This window comes from Cedecea sp. NFIX57 (assembly GCF_900177785.1).
GTDB classification, from domain to species: domain Bacteria; phylum Pseudomonadota; class Gammaproteobacteria; order Enterobacterales; family Enterobacteriaceae; genus Cedecea; species Cedecea neteri_C.
The window spans coordinates 1-16,774 of the sequence record NZ_FXAS01000029.1; the positions used below are offsets into that span (position 1 = coordinate 1).

The 16,774-nt window shown below is 54.2% G+C and carries 16 protein-coding genes and 1 tRNA gene; 11 read left to right on the top strand and 6 right to left on the bottom strand.

Annotated features, from left to right (window positions below):
* The first annotated feature begins 108 nt into the window (after window positions 1–108).
* From B9Y90_RS20220 to B9Y90_RS20235, 3 genes are all read left to right on the top strand, one after another.
* Window positions 109–1,041: a DUF1281 domain-containing protein gene (locus B9Y90_RS20220; RefSeq protein ID WP_085542322.1), complete on the top strand. Its 933-nt coding sequence runs from the start codon at window positions 109–111 to the stop codon at window positions 1,039–1,041.
* Window positions 1,042–1,164: 123 nt separating this feature from the next.
* The gene (locus tag B9Y90_RS20225; protein ID WP_085542323.1) at window positions 1,165–1,860 is read left to right on the top strand and encodes a DNA methyltransferase family protein; all 696 of its coding nucleotides are present in this window, start codon (window positions 1,165–1,167) and stop codon (window positions 1,858–1,860) included.
* A 459-nt stretch (window positions 1,861–2,319) separates the two neighbouring features.
* The gene (locus B9Y90_RS20235) at window positions 2,320–3,039 is read left to right on the top strand and encodes an SDR family NAD(P)-dependent oxidoreductase (protein ID WP_085542325.1); all 720 of its coding nucleotides are present in this window, start codon (window positions 2,320–2,322) and stop codon (window positions 3,037–3,039) included.
* Here the strand turns inward: B9Y90_RS20235 and B9Y90_RS27575 are convergent.
* Window positions 2,984–3,628, bottom strand: coding sequence for a VUT family protein (locus B9Y90_RS27575; protein WP_085542326.1), 645 nt, complete (start codon window positions 3,626–3,628; stop codon window positions 2,984–2,986). The genes B9Y90_RS20235 and B9Y90_RS27575 overlap by 56 nt on opposite strands.
* Before the next feature lies 1 nt (window position 3,629).
* Window positions 3,630–4,283, bottom strand: a complete 654-nt coding sequence (locus tag B9Y90_RS26505; protein WP_139827426.1) for a hypothetical protein — start codon at window positions 4,281–4,283, stop codon at window positions 3,630–3,632.
* 234 nt (window positions 4,284–4,517) lie between these two features.
* Between B9Y90_RS26505 and B9Y90_RS20245 the strand changes: the two genes are divergently transcribed.
* The 4 genes from B9Y90_RS20245 to B9Y90_RS20260 all read left to right on the top strand — a co-directional run bounded on the left by B9Y90_RS20245 (window position 4,518) and on the right by B9Y90_RS20260 (window position 9,311).
* On the top strand, window positions 4,518–5,084 hold the full coding sequence (locus B9Y90_RS20245) for a hypothetical protein (protein ID WP_085542327.1): 567 nt from the start codon (window positions 4,518–4,520) through the stop codon (window positions 5,082–5,084).
* A gap of 107 nt (window positions 5,085–5,191) precedes the next feature.
* On the top strand, window positions 5,192–6,652 hold the full coding sequence (locus B9Y90_RS20250; RefSeq protein WP_085542328.1) for a UvrD-helicase domain-containing protein: 1,461 nt from the start codon (window positions 5,192–5,194) through the stop codon (window positions 6,650–6,652).
* Window positions 6,645–8,237 carry a TraI domain-containing protein gene (locus B9Y90_RS20255; RefSeq protein ID WP_176227885.1) on the top strand — a complete coding sequence of 531 codons (1,593 nt, stop codon included), beginning with the start codon at window positions 6,645–6,647 and terminating at the stop codon, window positions 8,235–8,237. Before B9Y90_RS20250 ends, B9Y90_RS20255 begins: the two co-directional genes overlap by 8 nt.
* A 60-nt stretch (window positions 8,238–8,297) precedes the next feature.
* On the top strand, window positions 8,298–9,311 hold the full coding sequence (locus B9Y90_RS20260; RefSeq protein ID WP_085542330.1) for a tyrosine-type recombinase/integrase: 1,014 nt from the start codon (window positions 8,298–8,300) through the stop codon (window positions 9,309–9,311).
* Between the two features lie 212 nt (window positions 9,312–9,523).
* Here the strand turns inward: B9Y90_RS20260 and B9Y90_RS20265 are convergent.
* Window positions 9,524–9,599: transfer RNA gene (locus B9Y90_RS20265), tRNA-Phe, on the bottom strand.
* 432 nt (window positions 9,600–10,031) lie between these two features.
* On the opposite strand from B9Y90_RS20265, the gene B9Y90_RS20270 reads away from it, so the two are divergent.
* Window positions 10,032–12,167 (top strand): ornithine decarboxylase, encoded by a 2,136-nt coding sequence (locus B9Y90_RS20270; protein ID WP_085542331.1) that lies wholly within the window; start codon window positions 10,032–10,034, stop codon window positions 12,165–12,167.
* Window positions 12,168–12,277: 110 nt separating this feature from the next.
* On the opposite strand, the gene mltC is transcribed toward B9Y90_RS20270, so the two are convergent.
* From mltC to mutY, 3 genes are read right to left on the bottom strand one after another with little or no spacing between them, the layout of a single operon-like run.
* On the bottom strand, window positions 12,278–13,357 hold the full coding sequence (mltC, locus tag B9Y90_RS20275; protein WP_176227887.1) for a membrane-bound lytic murein transglycosylase MltC: 1,080 nt from the start codon (window positions 13,355–13,357) through the stop codon (window positions 12,278–12,280).
* 43 nt (window positions 13,358–13,400) lie between these two features.
* A complete protein-coding gene (locus B9Y90_RS20280) occupies window positions 13,401–13,676 on the bottom strand; it encodes an oxidative damage protection protein (RefSeq protein WP_085542333.1) in 276 nt (91 codons plus the stop codon).
* 2 nt (window positions 13,677–13,678) lie between these two features.
* Window positions 13,679–14,761 carry an A/G-specific adenine glycosylase gene (gene mutY, locus B9Y90_RS20285; protein WP_176227886.1) on the bottom strand — a complete coding sequence of 361 codons (1,083 nt, stop codon included), beginning with the start codon at window positions 14,759–14,761 and terminating at the stop codon, window positions 13,679–13,681.
* Window positions 14,762–14,916: 155 nt separating this feature from the next.
* On the opposite strand from mutY, the gene trmB reads away from it, so the two are divergent.
* The 3 genes from trmB (at window position 14,917) to B9Y90_RS20300 (ending at window position 16,746) form a co-directional block, all read left to right on the top strand.
* Window positions 14,917–15,636 (top strand): tRNA (guanosine(46)-N7)-methyltransferase TrmB, encoded by a 720-nt coding sequence (trmB, locus tag B9Y90_RS20290; RefSeq protein WP_085542334.1) that lies wholly within the window; start codon window positions 14,917–14,919, stop codon window positions 15,634–15,636.
* Window positions 15,636–15,962: a YggL family protein gene (locus B9Y90_RS20295; protein ID WP_008461534.1), complete on the top strand. Its 327-nt coding sequence runs from the start codon at window positions 15,636–15,638 to the stop codon at window positions 15,960–15,962. Before trmB ends, B9Y90_RS20295 begins: the two co-directional genes overlap by 1 nt.
* A 67-nt stretch (window positions 15,963–16,029) precedes the next feature.
* Window positions 16,030–16,746 (top strand): YggN family protein, encoded by a 717-nt coding sequence (locus B9Y90_RS20300; protein WP_085542335.1) that lies wholly within the window; start codon window positions 16,030–16,032, stop codon window positions 16,744–16,746.
* Window positions 16,747–16,774: the final 28 nt, after the last annotated feature.

The following is a 16,774-nucleotide window of genomic DNA, read 5'->3' on the forward strand; positions in this document are numbered from 1 at the left end:
CAATGTTCTGTGTCCATTATCCGGAAAAATAGTGGACATTATCGTTACCTGGATGAGTCAGCTTATCCAGACGTCGCTGACGGGGCGCTTACAGAAGAGGTATTCACTATGCCTGAATGGTGCACTAATCGCCTGGAGTTCAGTGGCAAATCCGTCTGTATCGACATCCTGCTCGAGTGGGTGACCGGCGCGGAAGTGCCGCGCTACCGTCATGCGGTCCAGCAGAGTATCCGGCTGTTCCTGGCCGGCTGCGCGGGGATACTGAAACCCACCAGTACGACGGAGTATCGCCCGTATCCGCCATTGATACCCCTGGGTACCGGCCCCGCCAGTTCGCCCAACCAGGCGTTCGAGCAGTGGCTGGGCCTGCTTCGCCGGGACGTCCCGCTGAACGGGGAGACAATCCGCGAGACGGAGCGGCTCTACCATCAGACGGGTCTGGGGGCGCTCCGGTGGGACAACATTCCCGCCGCCGCGCAGCAGGTGATGCGTCTGATACTGCGCGGCCAGTACGCCGACTGGTTCGGGGTTGTCGGTCTGTCTGACAACATCGACGCCGGCGAGTGCTGGGAAAGGCTGGCTGTGCTGCCGGACTACGCCCCGCCCTGTGACATGCTGCTGGTTATCCCGACGCGGCTTGCCGCCGAGATTAACGGCAACGGCAGTCTGCTGAGCGGGATGTCCACCCAGGCGAGCCTATACGAGCGTCTGTACGGCATGGTCTGGCCGTCGGGTCACAACGTACGCCACGAGCGCAGCGAGGGCGGGGCTCTGACGGTATGGCTGGACTCGCCCTGGTATCCGCCTTCAGGCGAGCTTATAGGGGAGTTATCCGCTGTGTTTGACTGCCAGGTCCGGCACAGCTACTGCGAGCCAGTGAACGGTGTGCAGGGTTACGACTGCTATGACCAGGGCGAACACGTGGACGGCCATCAGGGCCTGCCCGTGGACGTGTGGTCAGTCGATCCGATGCTGACGGGCGGTGACATGCCGCATCTGTTGAACGCGGAGGCCGCCAGCTACGGTGGCATTCGTGGTTAAACCACAGGGCTGAACTCTCAGCCGGGTAGCAACCTGAGAGGGTTGCTGCCGCTTCACATACCCCGGGGGAACACGTTCCCCCTTGCCCGGGTGGCGTGTTCCCCTTTTTTACGGAGAACTCGCATGACCGGACTCATCGACCATGAGAAAGCCTTTATTTCACTCTTTAACCAGACTGCCTGCTACCACCACCGGCACCGGGTGTTTGAGGACTTCATCAGCTGCAGCGTCATCGCCCTGGAGAACCGCCTCTACTTCAGCGACCTGCGGGAGAGCAAGTACATGCGCATCATCAGCGGCTATCAGAAACCGGATGTGATGCGTATGACGCAATTGCTGGCCCATGTGGTCAACGGCCTGGAGGCGGGTTTCTGTGATTTTCTGGGTAAGGTATTTATGCAGCTCGACCTGGGCGATAAATACCGCGCCCAGTTCTTCACCCCGTGGGACCTGGCCAGAATGATGGCCATGCTCCAGTTGGGCGATATGGACAGGCTGTTTCAGGCCAGACCCTTCATCACATTATCCGAGCCGGCCTGCGGCGCAGGTTGCATGGTTCTCGCCGTCGCTGATGTGCTGAACCAGGCAGGGTATGCGTCACACTGCCGGCTCTGGGTATCAGCCACCGACGTTGACCCACTGGCGGCGGGGATGGCGTATGTCCAGCTGTCGCTCTGCGGCGTGGCCGGAGAGGTAGTGATTGGCAACTCGCTCGACAATGAGCGGCGCAGGGTGCTGTATACCCCAGGGCATTACCTCGGGAACTGGCCTTTGCGTCTGCGGCACACACGAGCTCATACTCAGCCACGAAGCCTGTAGAACAGGCTCGGCAATAGTTATGTATGTTTGGCCCTCCCTTCACCAGGGGGGCTATCTTCAGATTACCGCTGACACATGACTTCACTGTTCCAGGGTATTCTGTAGGATTTTAAGAGTGTCGATCATGGTTAGATTTTTTCCTAAGATCTGAAGTAATTCATCATAATTGATATTTATAGTTTCTCCATTTTCGTATTTTAAATAAAGATTAATGCCATGAATGAGTTTGTTTCGTTTGAAGTTTCTGTTTTTTACCAGAGAATGTAGAAGAAGAATTATTTGCTGATCTTGGACGGAAAATCTGTTTAGTCTGATGAAACTCTCTTCAATGGTGAATGTGTCCAAGGCTACCGCACTGACATTGTGTAGCCTGTAAGTGAAAAACGAGGATGTTTTTATCAGAAGCGTACCATCTGCTATAGTCATCCCTACGATGTGATATTTGAAAAGACTAATTAGATGGAAAAATATATTCTTGTAACAGGGCAGGCCAGTGGTATTGGCCATTATGCGGCTACGCAATTTCATAAGGCTGGCTTTAAGGTTATTGGGATAGATCATGCTATTTCAGAAGAACTCGATGAGTCAATTGTGCAGATTAGTTGCGATTTATCAAAATGGAGTGAAGCGGAGGCTGCTTTCAGCAAGATAGAACGAATTGATTATGCTGTTAATTGTGCTGGTGTGGCAGGCATCAGAAAACGCCTTTCAGACATTACAACTGAGGAGATCACTCAGTCCTACAATCAGATATTTCTTCCAACCTTCCATGCTTGTAAGTTGGAGGTTGCGAAAATGTTGGGGAATTGTGAGGTTGCTAAAATAATCAACATTGCAAGTTCCACCGCTTTTGTTGGTGGTAAGAATATGGTCGCTTACAGCAGTGCTAAAGCTGCTATTGTAAATCTGACAAAGGTATGTGCCGTCGAATGTGCTCCAAATATACAAGTGAATTCAATTTCACCTGCGACGATTGACACACCCATGATACGCAATAAATACGCAGGTTCTCTTCCTGATTACAGTGAGGCATACCTTACAGGGCGCTGCGGAACGGTAAAGGATGTATGGTCAGCGATAAACTTCCTGCTTCAAAATGATTTCATGACAGGAAGTGATATTGTCATGGATGGTGGGTATTCGTCCTTGTTTTCATTGAAACTAAACCAGAGAGAATGAACGATATAAATATTTTGTATAGCACTATAAACAATATTGATGCAACAGCTCCTTTATTGAGGTTGTTAACTCTCATCATAAGTGGGATTGAAATCCCACTTATGATGGTTTCGGCAGTGAAAGAAGAGACGAAATAGCGCAAAAAAATATGTTTTGTTATTTTTTTGATTTTTTCGAAAAGTAAAGTATTTAAAAGATTACTAATCCAGACAAAAATAAACGTCATCCCCATTATGGAGGGTAATTGGGAGTAGACAGCATAGTAGTCGGCCCTCTCACCCAGGCTGGCAAGGAAATACCCTAAGCCTACAAAAAGAGCATCGCACAGGAAGCCATACCTTACGGCGGTGTTCGCAAAAAGCTTGCCATACCGGTCCTGAATGATGTTGACTATCGTGAATGTAAAGGGGAAAAATACTAGTCCAACGGACATATGTATCTGATACCCAAGCAGATGCAGAGATTTATGATCGTAGAAGAAGAAGGTGGATGATGTAAGAAATATGCAAAAGAGTAATGGCAGATAAATTTTGTCATGTTGATTATCTGTTGTCTGTCCAAACATTTTGTCCAGTATTTTGAGGTCCATTCTAATTATTCCTAGATAAAATAAGTAATACGGGAATGATTAATGCGTTTCCTTCAACAGCAACGCAAGTTCCCTGCTTTGTATACACTCTGGATGCGCCCTCTGAAGTGTCAATTTTTACCAGTTCAATTCCTGTTGTCGTTTTGTATAAACAAAATGTGTTGTTTTTATATAAGGCTGTAGAGTTGACAAATACAATATCATGAGTGGATATAAAGGGAGGGAAGGTGAGGTGTATTGCTTCGAAGCAATAAGTTAAGTATGGAGATTTAACCTCATTATTCAGAAGTAACTCAAGTTTCAACGGTTGTCTGTCCTGAAGTACTAATGGTGTACTTGCCGATATAAGATTATTTAGATTGCCCTCATCTATTTGCGGTATTAAATAACATGTTAGCTCATTATTATATACCGCGACCGGGATCTCAGGGTGCTGGTAATCTCCGAATAAATAATCTTCTGAAACACCAAACTTGTCACTCAGCATGAGTCGTTTTGATGCTACTGGTGATTTATTATGAAACAGCCAGTTTTTAACTGTTGATATTTTTTCTCCACTGATCAATGACAGCCTTTTTTCCTTGCTTTTGATATCAGGGCAAAGTTTGTCTGAGAGTGTGAGTGCTTTTTTGACGAAGTTTGTAGAATAATTCATTTGTTTGATCTATATCAATTTGCTCGTGTGTCTTTTGTGTAAAAAGACACTATTGCTATTTGTGTTGGTTATGGATTCTAGATGCTTATTTCGTAGGTTGCAATTAGATAGCCGTTTTAAGTCAGGCTGTCTTTGAGGGGATGAAATAGAGCATTTCATTCGGAATGATTCGGAATCATTAAAGGAATTAGTAGAAATGTTGCGTAAAAATAACCATCAGGAGAATGGGCGTAAATGTTCAAACAGCGAGAATTATCGGATCTTCAAAAGAAAATTCTTATTTTGATGTTATCAGCTGATAGCTTTTCTTCAGGGCTTTTCCCGCTACAAAATATTAAGCGGTCTCTTAGAAATCATTGTGTTTATTATGCCTGCTACTTGCTGGAGACTTCCGGACTGGTTCGTATGCAGCGAAGGCCCAATCGCCGGGTCTTTATCGAACTGAGCGATGCCGGACGTACGATGGCGGCTTCGCTGATGCCTGTTGAATATCGTCAGCATCGGGAGGCCGGGAACCGGATATTACCTTCCCGCGCTCAGAGAAGAGAGATGCGGGACATTGAAATCGACATCAGAGGACGGCCTTATACTGTCAGCCGGGCAGCATTTGTTATCCGTCCTGATGGCACGACAAGTCTTGCATTGTGGAGTGAAAACAAAGGGCAGGCCTGGCTGAACGGTAATGCCCGCCAGGTCAGTGAGTGGTACCAGACCTGCTATGACGCCGGGTTGCCTGTGAATGTACAGGTGGAAGATGACCGTTGGATGGCCTGGCTAGGCGACAGATTACCAGGCCGGTGACGGGAGGAGGCCGTCGTTATTTTTCCCTCACTATGCTGAGTTAAGCGTGGCGGGGCAGACAGACCGGAAACAGAATGTCGTTTTATCTCTGCATTTGAGGATATTCGATGTCTTACGCTGATACGCCTGAACAGGCGGCCATTATCAACTGGCAGGGCGAACGTCTGGTGGTGAAGGCGTTTGCCGGCACCGGGAAAACGCACACCTTGGTGCGATACGCGCTTGCCAACCCTGAAAGCCGGATGCTGTACCTGGCCTATAACCGGGCTGTCAGGGATGAGGCTGAGCAGATGTTCCCCTTCAGCGTGGAATGCAAAACCTCCCATCAGCTGGCGTGGCCCGGGTTCGGGCGTCCACTGGCATCCCGCCTGACCAGTAATCTGCGTATCACCGACGTCGCACGGCTGCTCAACACCCGCCACTGGTCGCTGGCGCGTACCGCCCTGGAGACGCTCAACCACTTTCTCTGCAGCGCCGACCCGGAGCTGGGTCTGATGCACCTCCCGGCGGAGAAGGACCTCGGCGGCATAGCTCCCCCTGATATTATTGGTGCGGCGCAGGTCCTGTGGCAGGCGATGTGCAGTCCACAGTCTGATTTCCCCGTCACCCACGATACCTACCTGAAGCTCTACCAGCTCTCGGCCCCGGACCTGTCGCGCCGGTGGCGCACCATTCTGTTTGATGAAGCCCAGGATGCCAACCCGGTCACTCGCGCGCTGGTTCTGGGCCAGAAGTGTAACGTGGTGCTGGTCGGCGACCGGCATCAGCAGATATACCGCTTCCGGGGAGCGGATAACGCTCTGGACGCGCCTGTATTGCAGGATGCAGACCAGCTCTGGTTGACGCAGAGCTTCCGCTTCGGGCCGGAGGTGGCCCGGGTGGCAAACGTGCTGCTTCAACGCCAGGGCGAAACACAGACGGTGAAAGGGAGTGGGAGTGCTGACCGGGTGGTGGAGACGCTGCCGGCTGACGCGGCACACTATACCGTGCTGAGCCGCACCGTGGCCGGCGTCATTGGTGCTGCCCTGAGCGCCAGTCTGACTGGGAAAAGCGTGTACTGGGTTGGGGGGATTGAAGGCTATAAAGCCGAAGAGCTGGAAGACCTCTACTGGTTCTCCGTGGAGATGCCAGAGCGGATGCGCAGCTCACAGCTGACGAAGGATTACCGGGATTTCGCGGAGTACAAGAGTATCGCGAAGGCTACCGGCGATATCGGTATGAACCAGGGCATCCGGCTGCTGGAAACGTACTTCCCTCTGCCGCAGAAGCTGAAGGTGCTGAGAGCGCAGGCGGTGGGGAGTGAGAGCGAGGCGGATGTCACGGTGTCCACGGCCCACCGCAGCAAGGGCCTGGAGTGGGACACGGTGATGCTCGATGAGGACTTCGCCGATATCACCGACCCGCAGATGCCGGAGGCCGAACGTACCGACGAAACCAACCTGCTGTATGTCTCCGTTACGCGGGTGCGCAGGACGCTGGTGATGAACGGCCTGATACACGCCCTGCTGAATGCCCCAGATAAAGAAGACGAAAAGGATAAACCAGAGGGGCCGGGGCGTCATGCTTAGCTGGTTGAAATCCCTTCCCGGTCGGGTCGGGCAGGTAGAGACGGGAGCCAGTGCTGCACCGGCTCCCGTCCGGCAGGACATTCCCGGCTACCATCTCCCGCAGACACAGGATGCTCTGACCACTGCCCCGGTACGCCAGATTTATCTGCAGCAGCTGTGGGATAACTGCGCCCTGCCCGCAGAGCAGTACCAGACCCTGTATTTCACCCCTCTGGCACAACTCCTTGCCCGGGTACAGAACGTGCCTGCGGCTCCATCTGGTCCCTGGTCGGGGATCGGCGGCTATGGGGATATGGTGGTGAGGTATGTGACCTGCGCGGTACGTCTGGCCAAAGCCCATTTGCTTCCCCCGGGAGCCGCGCCAGAAGAGCAGGCGGCGCAGGGCATGCTGTGGAACGCCGTGGTGTACTGGTCGGCCTTGTTCTACCACCTGCCCCTGTTAAGCCAGTTGACCGGCGAGCTCAGAAGCGGAGAGCCTTGGCTCCCAGGGATGAGTGCCCCTGCCGGGCCGTACCGGTTCCGATTTAACCCGACACCGTCCCAGGCAAACGTGGCGCAGAGCGCCGCCACCCTGATGGCCTGCCAGCTCCTGCCCCGGCGGGCCACGGGCTGGCTCGCCACCGTCCCGGCGACCCTGGACTGCCTGGCGCAGCGCCTGTGCGGTCTTCCCTCCCCACTGTCGGTGCTTGATGAACTTCTGGCGACGGCCGCAGAGAAGAGTGGGGCAGTGAGCCTGCCCGTATCCCGGCAGTCGCTCGCCTCCACCCCGGAGACCGGAATTCCTGCATTAATGCCTTCGGCCGGGATTGAGCCGACAACCCGTGTCAGTGGAGACACAATCGCTTCAGCAGACCCCTTGCCCGGGACGGGAATACTCCAGTCCGCGCTGGCTGCGGATGAAATCCTTCCTTCTTCTGGCACAACGGGTAGCCCCGATGGGACAGACGGCATTATCAATGAAGCTACGCTGGTTCCTAACGACGATATGCAGGCACTCCTGGTATTGCTGGGGAGCGATGCAGATGCTGCAGTGCCTGATGAGCCCGCCGCAGACGTCGCTTTGCCTTGCGGAGCCGATGAACCGGTACCCGGGCCAGCTCACCAACCTGACCCCCGTGCCACTGTATTTCCGGTGACGGGCGAACAGGGCAATACACGGGAAGTTGACGCTCTGGCTCAGGGGGGTGGGGTGTTTGTCGCCCGAAACCGCAGTGCCCTGGCACAGGAAGGCGAGGCCTTCCTGTGCTGGCTGCGTGACGGCATTCGCAGCGGAAGTCTGCCGGTGAACGGGCCGGGTGATGCCCTGCAGGTGGTGTCGGGCTTTGTTCTGCTTCCGGTCCCGGGGGTGTTTTTCCGCTACCTGAAGGAGACAGGGCGCGACGGAGATAAAAGAGAGGCGGTGCAGCAGGCGTTTGAGCGACTGGATCTCCATAAACGGCGGGATAACCGGCGGTATTTTTTCGCCAGGATTTACGCCACCGGGGACGGCAGAGGCCCGTTTACGCGCACCAAAGGTTATCTGGTGAAGGCTGGCCTGCTGTTTGACCGCATACCTTCTGACAGCGCGTACTTGATTATTGACTGACCGGGGCCGTTTGCCACCGGGCCGGGAAGAAGACATTACTGGCAATAAAGAGAGTGTCCCATGGATATATCAGAAAGTAATGCATGCTGGAAGCAGCTGATTGACAACTATTTTTTTAGCAAGCTGCTGCGGGAGGCCACCGAATGGAGCTATGAGAAGGTGGTCAGCGGGTTCCGGAAGTTTACCGGCGAGGCCCTCCCACCGGGAGCGGTGACGCAGCGGGATGTCCTGTGCTGGCGACGGGAGGTGGTCAGGGATCAGAGGCTCTCGGAGCACACCTGGAACAACAAAGTGACGCATATGCGGGCGCTGTTTAACTATGCCATGAAGCACAAGCTTTATCCCGGAGAGGACAACCCCTTCAACGGCGTGTCGATTCGCACGGCCAGAAAACGCAAGCGGGTGCTGTCTGAAGACCAGATTATCCGCGTGTACCTGATTATGCAGCAGTTTGAGGATGAAGAGCGGGAGGGGAAAAAGCGCTCACGCCGGGGCGGAAACAGCCAGTGCGCATTGTACCCGGCGTGGTACTGGCGTGCTGTGCTGGACACGCTGCGCTACACGGGGATGCGGCATAACCAGCTGATGCATATCAGGGTGAAGGATGTGAGCCTGAAAACCAACAGCATTGAGCTGCGGCAGGAGGGAAGCAAAACGCACCGGGAGTGGACGGTACCCGTCGTCAGTCAACTGCAGTCGCAGCTCCGCCGTCTGATGACCGAGATGAAGGTCTGCGGAGCCCGACCGGAAGATCCGCTGTTTGACGTTCAACGTCTGCTGACGCTCGGGGCGGGCTATGAGCCCGGCCCTGACGGCCCAGCCCGGCAGCCGGTTCGCTCTTTTTTTCGACGGTTGTCGCGGGAGTGCGGTTTTGCGGTGACGCCGCACCGGTTCCGGCACACGCTGGCGACAAGACTGATGGAATCGCCGGATCGCAACCTGCCGCTGGTTAAGGGGCTGCTGGGGCACCGGAACGTGGCCACCACGCTGGAATACATTTCTCTCAGCATGGAGCTGACCGGGAAAACGCTGGAGCGGGAGCTGGGGGTTTACATTGACGCGCAGAAAAAATGAACGATGGGGGCGGTTTTACACATATTGACAATGGGGGTATTGACTGCAATCATAACCGATGATCGAGAAAAGGGAACTGCTGCAAACAGTTCCCTTTCTTGAGAAAGATGTTGAATCCACGAAGTGTAAATCATCTGTTCATATGGATTCGGACACCCTCTCTTAACCGTCCGTCAGGCTTCTCAGTTCTGACCAACGTGCTTTGATGTAAGTGGTGCCCGGACTCGGAATCGAACCAAGGACACGGGGATTTTCAATCCCCTGCTCTACCGACTGAGCTATCCGGGCAACGGGGCGCATTAAACCGTAAACCCCATTCCGCGTCAATGGCTTTGTTGCACTGCGTGGTGCGTTTGCCTGATTTATGTGCGGGCTGTTACAGACTTCATGTTGAACCCCCCGGCAGAAGGTGCCATGATTGCGCCAGTTTTCTTATCTACTACGGGGCGCCTTGATGTTCACTCTCAATTCCCATGCATCTTTCGGGATGGCGCTCGTCTGTGCTGCTATAACCTTCCGAAGTCCCTTGCTCACCATGCGGTGAGGGCAATGTTTGCTCGCTGCAGGACATCAGTAAAATCAGGAATTGCCTGGTTTTACTGATGTCTGGCGGTCGAAGTGGATTCACACCTAAGACCTTCAGAACGCCTTCGTTGGGGAGTTTTCCCTTTGCCGTGCCGGTTGGCACCCACTCATCCTTGCAGACGGGGATTTGTGCTTATGAAATCACTGAAAATTGCCGCCAGCCACGACGTGGCTGCATTACTTTCCACGCATCGTGAAGTGGTCACGCTCGATGAGACTGACTTCACCGATGTGGCGGCAGTTGTCATCTCCGTTGCGGACAGCCGCAGCGGCATTCTGGCCTTGCTTAAACGCACGGGTTTTAATTTACCGGTGTTTATTTTTAGTGAAACCGCTGTTGACGGTTTGCCTGCGGTAACCGGCGTGATAACCGGTAAAGCACAGGATGACCTGGAGCTGGAAACCGCGGCCAGCGACTACGAAGAAGATCTGTTGCCGCCGTTCTTCAACACGCTGACCAGGTATGTGGCGATGGACAACAGCACTTTTGCCTGCCCGGGCCACCAGCACGGGAAATTCTTCAAAAAACACCCGGCGGGGCGGCAGTTTTATGATTTCTTTGGCGAGAACGTATTTCGTGCCGACATGTGCAACGCGGACGTTAAGCTGGGTGACCTGCTGATCCACGAAGGCTCAGCCAAGCATGCCCAGAAGTTCGCCGCGAAAGTATTTCATGCCGACAAAACCTATTTTGTGCTTAACGGCACCTCTGCGGCGAACAAAGTAGTAACCAATGCGCTGCTGACGCGCGGTGATCTGGTGCTGTTTGACCGTAACAACCATAAATCAAACCACCACGGCGCACTCATCCAGGCCGGTGCGACCCCGGTTTATCTGGAAGCTTCCCGTAATCCCTTTGGTTTTATCGGCGGCATTGACGCGCACTGTTTTGATGAGAAATACCTGCGAGAGCTGATTACGGAAGTGGCACCTGAACGTGCTCAGGAGGCAAGGCCTTTCCGTCTGGCTGTTATCCAGCTAGGCACCTATGACGGCACAATTTATAACGCTCGCCAGGTGGTAGATAACATCGGCCATCTGTGTGATTACATCCTCTTTGATTCAGCATGGGTTGGCTACGAGCAATTTATTCCGATGATGGCGGACTGTTCGCCACTGCTGCTGGAGCTGAATGAAAACGATCCGGGGATCTTTGTGACTCAGTCGGTTCACAAGCAGCAGGCCGGGTTCTCCCAGACTTCGCAGATCCATAAGAAAGATAACCATCTTCGCGGCCAGGCACGTTTTTGCCCGCACAAGCGGCTGAACAATGCTTTTATGCTGCATGCCTCAACCAGCCCGTTTTACCCGCTGTTTGCTGCGCTGGATGTGAATGCCAAGATCCACGAGGGCGAAAGCGGCCGTCGCCTGTGGGCGGAATGTGTGGCGCTGGGCATTGAAGCGCGCAAAGCGATTATTGCCAACTGTAAGATGATCAAACCGTTTATTCCGCCGGAAGTGGCCGGGCGCCCGTGGCAGGATCACCCCACGGAGAAGATCGCTCAGGAACGCCGGTTCTTCAGCTTTGAACCCGGTGAGCGCTGGCATGGCTTTGAGGGCTATGCGAAGGACGAGTATTTTGTCGATCCCTGCAAACTGTTGTTAACCACACCGGGCATCGATCCAGAAACCGGCCGCTACACCGAGTTCGGTGTGCCTGCGGCGATCCTCGCTAACTATTTGCGTGAAAACGGAATTGTGCCAGAGAAGTCGGATCTTAACTCGATCCTGTTCCTGCTTACCCCGGCGGAAAGCCACGAGAAGCTGGCTCAGCTGGTGGCCATGCTGGCGCAGTTTGAACAGCATATTGAGGACGACACGCCGCTGGCGGATGTGCTGCCCACGATTTATCAGAAATACCCGGTGCGCTACAAGGGTTACACGCTGCGCCAGCTTTGCCAGGAGATGCACGATCTGTACGTGAGCTTCGAGGTCAAAGAGCTGCAGAAGGCGATGTTCCGCAAGGAGAGCCTGCCTGCCGTGGTGATGAACCCGCAGGACGCCAACATCGAGTTTATTCGTGGCAACGTGGAGCTGGTGCGCCTGAGCGAATCTGAAGGGCGTATCGCGGCGGAAGGCGCGTTGCCTTATCCACCGGGCGTGCTTTGCGTGGTGCCGGGTGAAGTTTGGGGCGGGGCGGCGTTGCGCTACTTCCTGGCGCTGGAAGAGGGCGTGAATATGCTCCCGGGCTTCTCCCCTGAGCTGCAGGGCGTGTACAGCGAGACGGATTCGGACGGTATTAAGCGGCTGTATGGCTACATGTTGAAGTAAGAGGAAATAGCCCCTCACCCCAGCCCCAAGGGGGCGAGGGAGCAGAGAAGGGTGAAGAAATTGAGTCCCGGAAAGTCCCCTCTCCCTTTTAGGGAGAGGGTGAGGGTAAATTACCGCCGGCGATAGCTCTTCTGGGCGTTATTCACCTTATACAGATAACGACGAGACTCTGCGGACGGGTGGCGGGTGGTCAGTGTTTGATAGACATCGCCCGGTGCCATGCTGTTAATCAGGCTAAACGCCTGCGTCTTATCGTTAGAGAACACCCGCAGCACGCTACCCGCACCGCCGTTATAGGCCGTAATGACCGCATAGCGACGTGACGTTGGGTTATCAATCTGCCCCAGATAGCTGTTCTGCAAAATCGCCAGATAAGCCGTGCCGGTATCGATATTGCTTTCCGGATCGAACAGGAAACTGCGGCTTGGTTTGCCCCATTTCCCCTGCGCTTTAAACACGTCTACCCCGGCGCTGTGCTGAACCACCTGCATCAGGCCCAGTGCGTCTGCGTGGCTTACCGCATACGGGTTGAAGCTGGATTCCGTCTGCATGATTGCCAGAATCAGCGACTCGTCCACGCCGTATTTCTTCGACGCTTTACGCACCATACCGATGTATTTATGGGCACGTTTGTCGAGGTGGTTGGGCACAAGATTGATGGTCACGCTATAGACGATTTTCAGCCCGGTACTGCGCTTTTGCAGGCGCGTTTGCAGCAGATAGTCGGCAAACTTCGTCGCGCGGCCTTCCCAACGAATGGGCTGGCCGGTGTTATCCACGACCTGCCCGTAAAGGAACGGCTCTTTGGAGATCTGGACGTCGTTGGCATCGGAATAGAGATCTATTGAGCCAGGATCGTCTCCCATCAGTAGGGTCGTAATGATCGCCTGGCGCAGGTGAGCGGCAGGGTCAGTGCCCGCGATGGTCTCAACGGTAATGGTACCTTCGTCGAAGTTGATGTGGCTGCGCGTCAGATATTGGTCGGTGTATTTGACGTAATCCTTCGGGCCTGCGATCAGGACCTCTTTCATACCCCAGATATTTTCGATGTTGTTGGCAAACTGCCCCATCAAAATATCAAACCCGTTGGTGTCCTTTACGTAAGCTTCGTTAAAAGCATCATCGCCTTTTTTACTGGAGCAGGAGATCAGCAACGGGGCCACAAGAGCCAGCGCGAGAAGTTTTTTCATCATTCCGTGTATGCGTGTTGTGTTTGCAAAAAGGTGCCGACGATTACTGTTTTTCTGGCGGGGTGAAGCCTTCGATATGGACTTCTTTCCCTTCAAACAGGAAATTGACCATCTCGTTTTCCAGCTCTTTACGGTGTTCCGGGTTCATCATGCTCATCTTTCTTTCATTGATCAGCATGGTTTGTTTGGACTGCCACTGCGCCCAGGCTTCTTTGGAGATTTCGTTGTAGATCCGCGTGCCCAGTTCGCCCGGATACAGCTGGAAATCCTGGCCTTCAGCTTCGCGCTGCAGGTAAGTACAAAAAATCGTTCTGCTCATGATTATTCCTCTTCTTCGGCGCGAACGGGCGCCAGGGCAACCGGTTCGGCACGTAATTGTTTTAGCAGGCGCTCTACGGGAGCCGCCAGCCCGACAGATGGTGGCTGGCCTAAGTTATACCAGAGAGCGGGGCCTTCATCCATGCAGGCGCCAATCGACGACACTGGAAGCCACATCGGCACAATGTCCAGATGGAAATGGCTAAAGATGTGGCGGAAAGCCGTTAACTGCGTGAGATTATCTGCAGGAATACCTTGCTGCTCCAGCCAGTGGCGTAATTCCTGTTCTTCCGCGAACTGTGGGAAGCAGAATAAGCCTCCCCATAGCCCCACCGCCGGACGCTGTGCCAGGAAGACGTCATCGCCATGCTGCATCATCAGCATATAGCCTGTGCGTTCCGGTAGCGCCACTTTAGGCTTCTTGCCGGGATAGTTAGCCCAGCTGTGATTGGCATAAGCCACGCAGCCGTTGCTCAGCGGGCAAAGCTCGCATTTTGGCTTTGAACGGGTGCAGACCATGGCACCCAGATCCATCATCGCCTGATTAAACTGGCTAACGTCCTGTGCCGGAGTCACGCGTTCGCTGATTTCCCAGAGGCGGTTTTCGACCTCTTTTTTGCCCGGCCAGCCGGAAACGGCATAGCAACGGGCGAGCACGCGCTTAACGTTGCCGTCGAGAATCGGGAAGTGTTTGCCCAACGACAGAGACAGAATTGCGCCTGCGGTTGAGCGCCCGACGCCAGGCAGGTCGGCCACGTCGTCATACGTTTGAGGGAAAACGCCACCGTGTTTATCGGCAACCTGCTGTGCGGCTTTATGCAGATTACGCGCGCGGGCGTAATAGCCCAGACCCGTCCACAGATGCAGCACTTCGTCCAGCGGGGCGTTTGCCAGATCGGTCACGGTGGGGAAACGCGCCATAAAGCGCTCAAAATAAGGGATGACCGTCGCGACCTGGGTTTGTTGCAACATCACCTCAGAGAGCCATACTTTATAAGGCGTTTTCTCCTGCTGCCACGGCAGGGTTTTGCGCCCATACTTGTGGTACCAGTCGAGGACTTGTTGGGCGAATTGAGGAGCTTGCATGGTCAACGCGGGATATCCGGCAAAGGTGTAATAAAGGAGCCGATTCCAGCACAGCGGCGTAAAGCTGTAAACCGGAACTTTCTGCCACTTGCTTCTCATCCTTAACTTTGGATAATGCCCGTTTCCCGAACACTAAGCGAAGCGTTAAGAAAACCATGAAGAATGACGTCATTTCACCGGAATTTAATGAAGAAGGCCGTGTACTGCGCCGCATCCGCAGCTTTGTCCGTCGCCAGGGGCGGCTGACAAAAGGCCAGCAGCACGCGCTGGATAACTACTGGCCGGTGATGGGCGTTGAGTTCCAGGCCGAGCCTGCCGACTTTAGCGAGATTTTTGGCCGCGAAGCGCCTGTCACGCTGGAAATCGGTTTTGGTATGGGCACTTCGCTGGTGACCATGGCGCAAACCAATCCGCAGCATAACTACCTCGGTATTGAAGTGCATTCGCCGGGCGTGGGCGCTTGCCTGAGCACCGCACATGAGGCGGGCGTGGAGAACCTCCGCGTGATGTGCCACGATGCGGTGGAAGTGCTGGAAAACATGATTCCTGACAATTCTTTGAACATGGTTCAGCTGTTTTTCCCTGATCCATGGCACAAAGCACGTCATAATAAACGCCGTATCGTTCAGGTACCGTTTGCTGACCTTGTTAAGCGTAAGCTGAAGCTGGGCGGTGTGTTCCATATGGCCACTGACTGGGAACCTTATGCTGAACATATGCTCGAAGTGATGTCCTCTATCGAAGGGTATAAAAACCAGTCGGAGAGTCACGACTACGTACCGCGTCCGGACTCGCGTCCGGTAACCAAATTTGAACAACGTGGCCATCGTCTTGGTCACGGCGTATGGGACTTAATGTTCGAGAGGGTGAAATAATGGCAAAGAATCGTAGCCGTCGTCTGCGTAAGAAAATGCACATCGAAGAGTTCCAGGAACTGGGCTTCTCGATTGCCTGGCGCTTCCCGGAGGGCACCTCCGAAGAGCAAATCGATAAAACCGTGGACGAGCTGATCGCCGAAGTGATTGCGCCGAACAAGCTGGCGTTTGACGGCAGCGGTTATCTGGTCTGGGAAGGTCTGGTGTGCATGGAAGAGATTGGCAAATGCACCGAAGAGCATCAGGCGCTGGTGCGTAAATGGTTAGAAGACCGCAAGCTCGAAGATGTTCGCATCAGCGATTTGTTCGACGTCTGGTGGGACTAAGCTTTAGCAAAACAGGCTGGTTAATTAACCAGCCTTTTTTTCAGGAGCTGATTTTTCAGGAGAAAATATGATCCGTAAGGTTCTTTTAGGCGCGCTGCTGGTCACCGCCGCTTCAGCACACGCGGACTACCAGTGCAGCGCCAATCCACGCGATGACGTGGTCATTAATCCGCAGTCCGTACAGGTTGTGGGTGAGAACGGCAATCTGGTCATTGCGCCTGACGGCAGCGTGAAATACAACGGCGTTCAGAAGACGCTGACCGCCGCGCAGCGCCAGCAGGCGTTGAACTACCAGAAAGCCCTGCGCACCGATTTACCGTGGATTGATAGCGGGGCCCGCTCTCGCGTAGAGAAAAGCCGCATAGCGCTGGACGGCATTATTGCTAAACAGGTCGGGGAGAGCAGCAGCATGCGCAATCGTCTGACCAGGCTGGATGCCCAGTTAAAAGAGCAGATGAACCGGATTATCGAGCGCCGCCAGGATGGGCTGACGTTCCACTATAAAGCGGTCGATCAGGTGAGAGCCGATGGTCAGCAGTTGGTGAACCAGGCGATGGGCGGCATTCTGCAGGACAGCATTAATGAAATGGGCGCACAGGCGGTGCTGAAAGGTGGCGGCAACCCGCTGCAAAATGTGCTGGGCAACCTGGGCGGCCTGCAAACGGCGGTTCAGAACGAGTGGAACAATCAGCAGGCTGATTTTGAACAATTCGGTCATGAGGTGTGTAACCGGGTGGTGTCGCTGGAAAATCAGCGCAAAGGGCTGGTGGGTTCGCTGAAGTAATTTCCCCCTCCCTCTCTCCCCAAAGGGG

Bases quoted from the DNA above. Each gene is read 5' to 3' on its own strand.
- B9Y90_RS20250 (WP_085542328.1), top strand. From the start codon at position 5,192: ATGTCTTACGCTGATACGCCTGAACAGGCGGCCATTATCAACTGGCAG.
- B9Y90_RS27575 (WP_085542326.1), bottom strand. From the start codon at position 3,628: ATGGACCTCAAAATACTGGACAAAATGTTTGGACAGACAACAGATAAT.
- B9Y90_RS20220 (WP_085542322.1), top strand. From the start codon at position 109: ATGCCTGAATGGTGCACTAATCGCCTGGAGTTCAGTGGCAAATCCGTC.
- B9Y90_RS20225 (WP_085542323.1), top strand. From the start codon at position 1,165: ATGACCGGACTCATCGACCATGAGAAAGCCTTTATTTCACTCTTTAAC.
- B9Y90_RS20280 (WP_085542333.1), bottom strand. From the start codon at position 13,676: ATGAGCAGAACGATTTTTTGTACTTACCTGCAGCGCGAAGCTGAAGGC.
- B9Y90_RS20300 (WP_085542335.1), top strand. From the start codon at position 16,030: ATGATCCGTAAGGTTCTTTTAGGCGCGCTGCTGGTCACCGCCGCTTCA.
- B9Y90_RS20295 (WP_008461534.1), top strand. From the start codon at position 15,636: ATGGCAAAGAATCGTAGCCGTCGTCTGCGTAAGAAAATGCACATCGAA.
- B9Y90_RS20255 (WP_176227885.1), top strand. From the start codon at position 6,645: ATGCTTAGCTGGTTGAAATCCCTTCCCGGTCGGGTCGGGCAGGTAGAG.
- mutY (WP_176227886.1), bottom strand. From the start codon at position 14,761: ATGCAAGCTCCTCAATTCGCCCAACAAGTCCTCGACTGGTACCACAAG.
- B9Y90_RS20245 (WP_085542327.1), top strand. From the start codon at position 4,518: ATGTTCAAACAGCGAGAATTATCGGATCTTCAAAAGAAAATTCTTATT.
- mltC (WP_176227887.1), bottom strand. From the start codon at position 13,357: ATGAAAAAACTTCTCGCGCTGGCTCTTGTGGCCCCGTTGCTGATCTCC.
- B9Y90_RS20260 (WP_085542330.1), top strand. From the start codon at position 8,298: ATGGATATATCAGAAAGTAATGCATGCTGGAAGCAGCTGATTGACAAC.
- B9Y90_RS26505 (WP_139827426.1), bottom strand. From the start codon at position 4,283: ATGAATTATTCTACAAACTTCGTCAAAAAAGCACTCACACTCTCAGAC.
- B9Y90_RS20270 (WP_085542331.1), top strand. From the start codon at position 10,032: ATGAAATCACTGAAAATTGCCGCCAGCCACGACGTGGCTGCATTACTT.
- trmB (WP_085542334.1), top strand. From the start codon at position 14,917: ATGAAGAATGACGTCATTTCACCGGAATTTAATGAAGAAGGCCGTGTA.
- B9Y90_RS20235 (WP_085542325.1), top strand. From the start codon at position 2,320: ATGGAAAAATATATTCTTGTAACAGGGCAGGCCAGTGGTATTGGCCAT.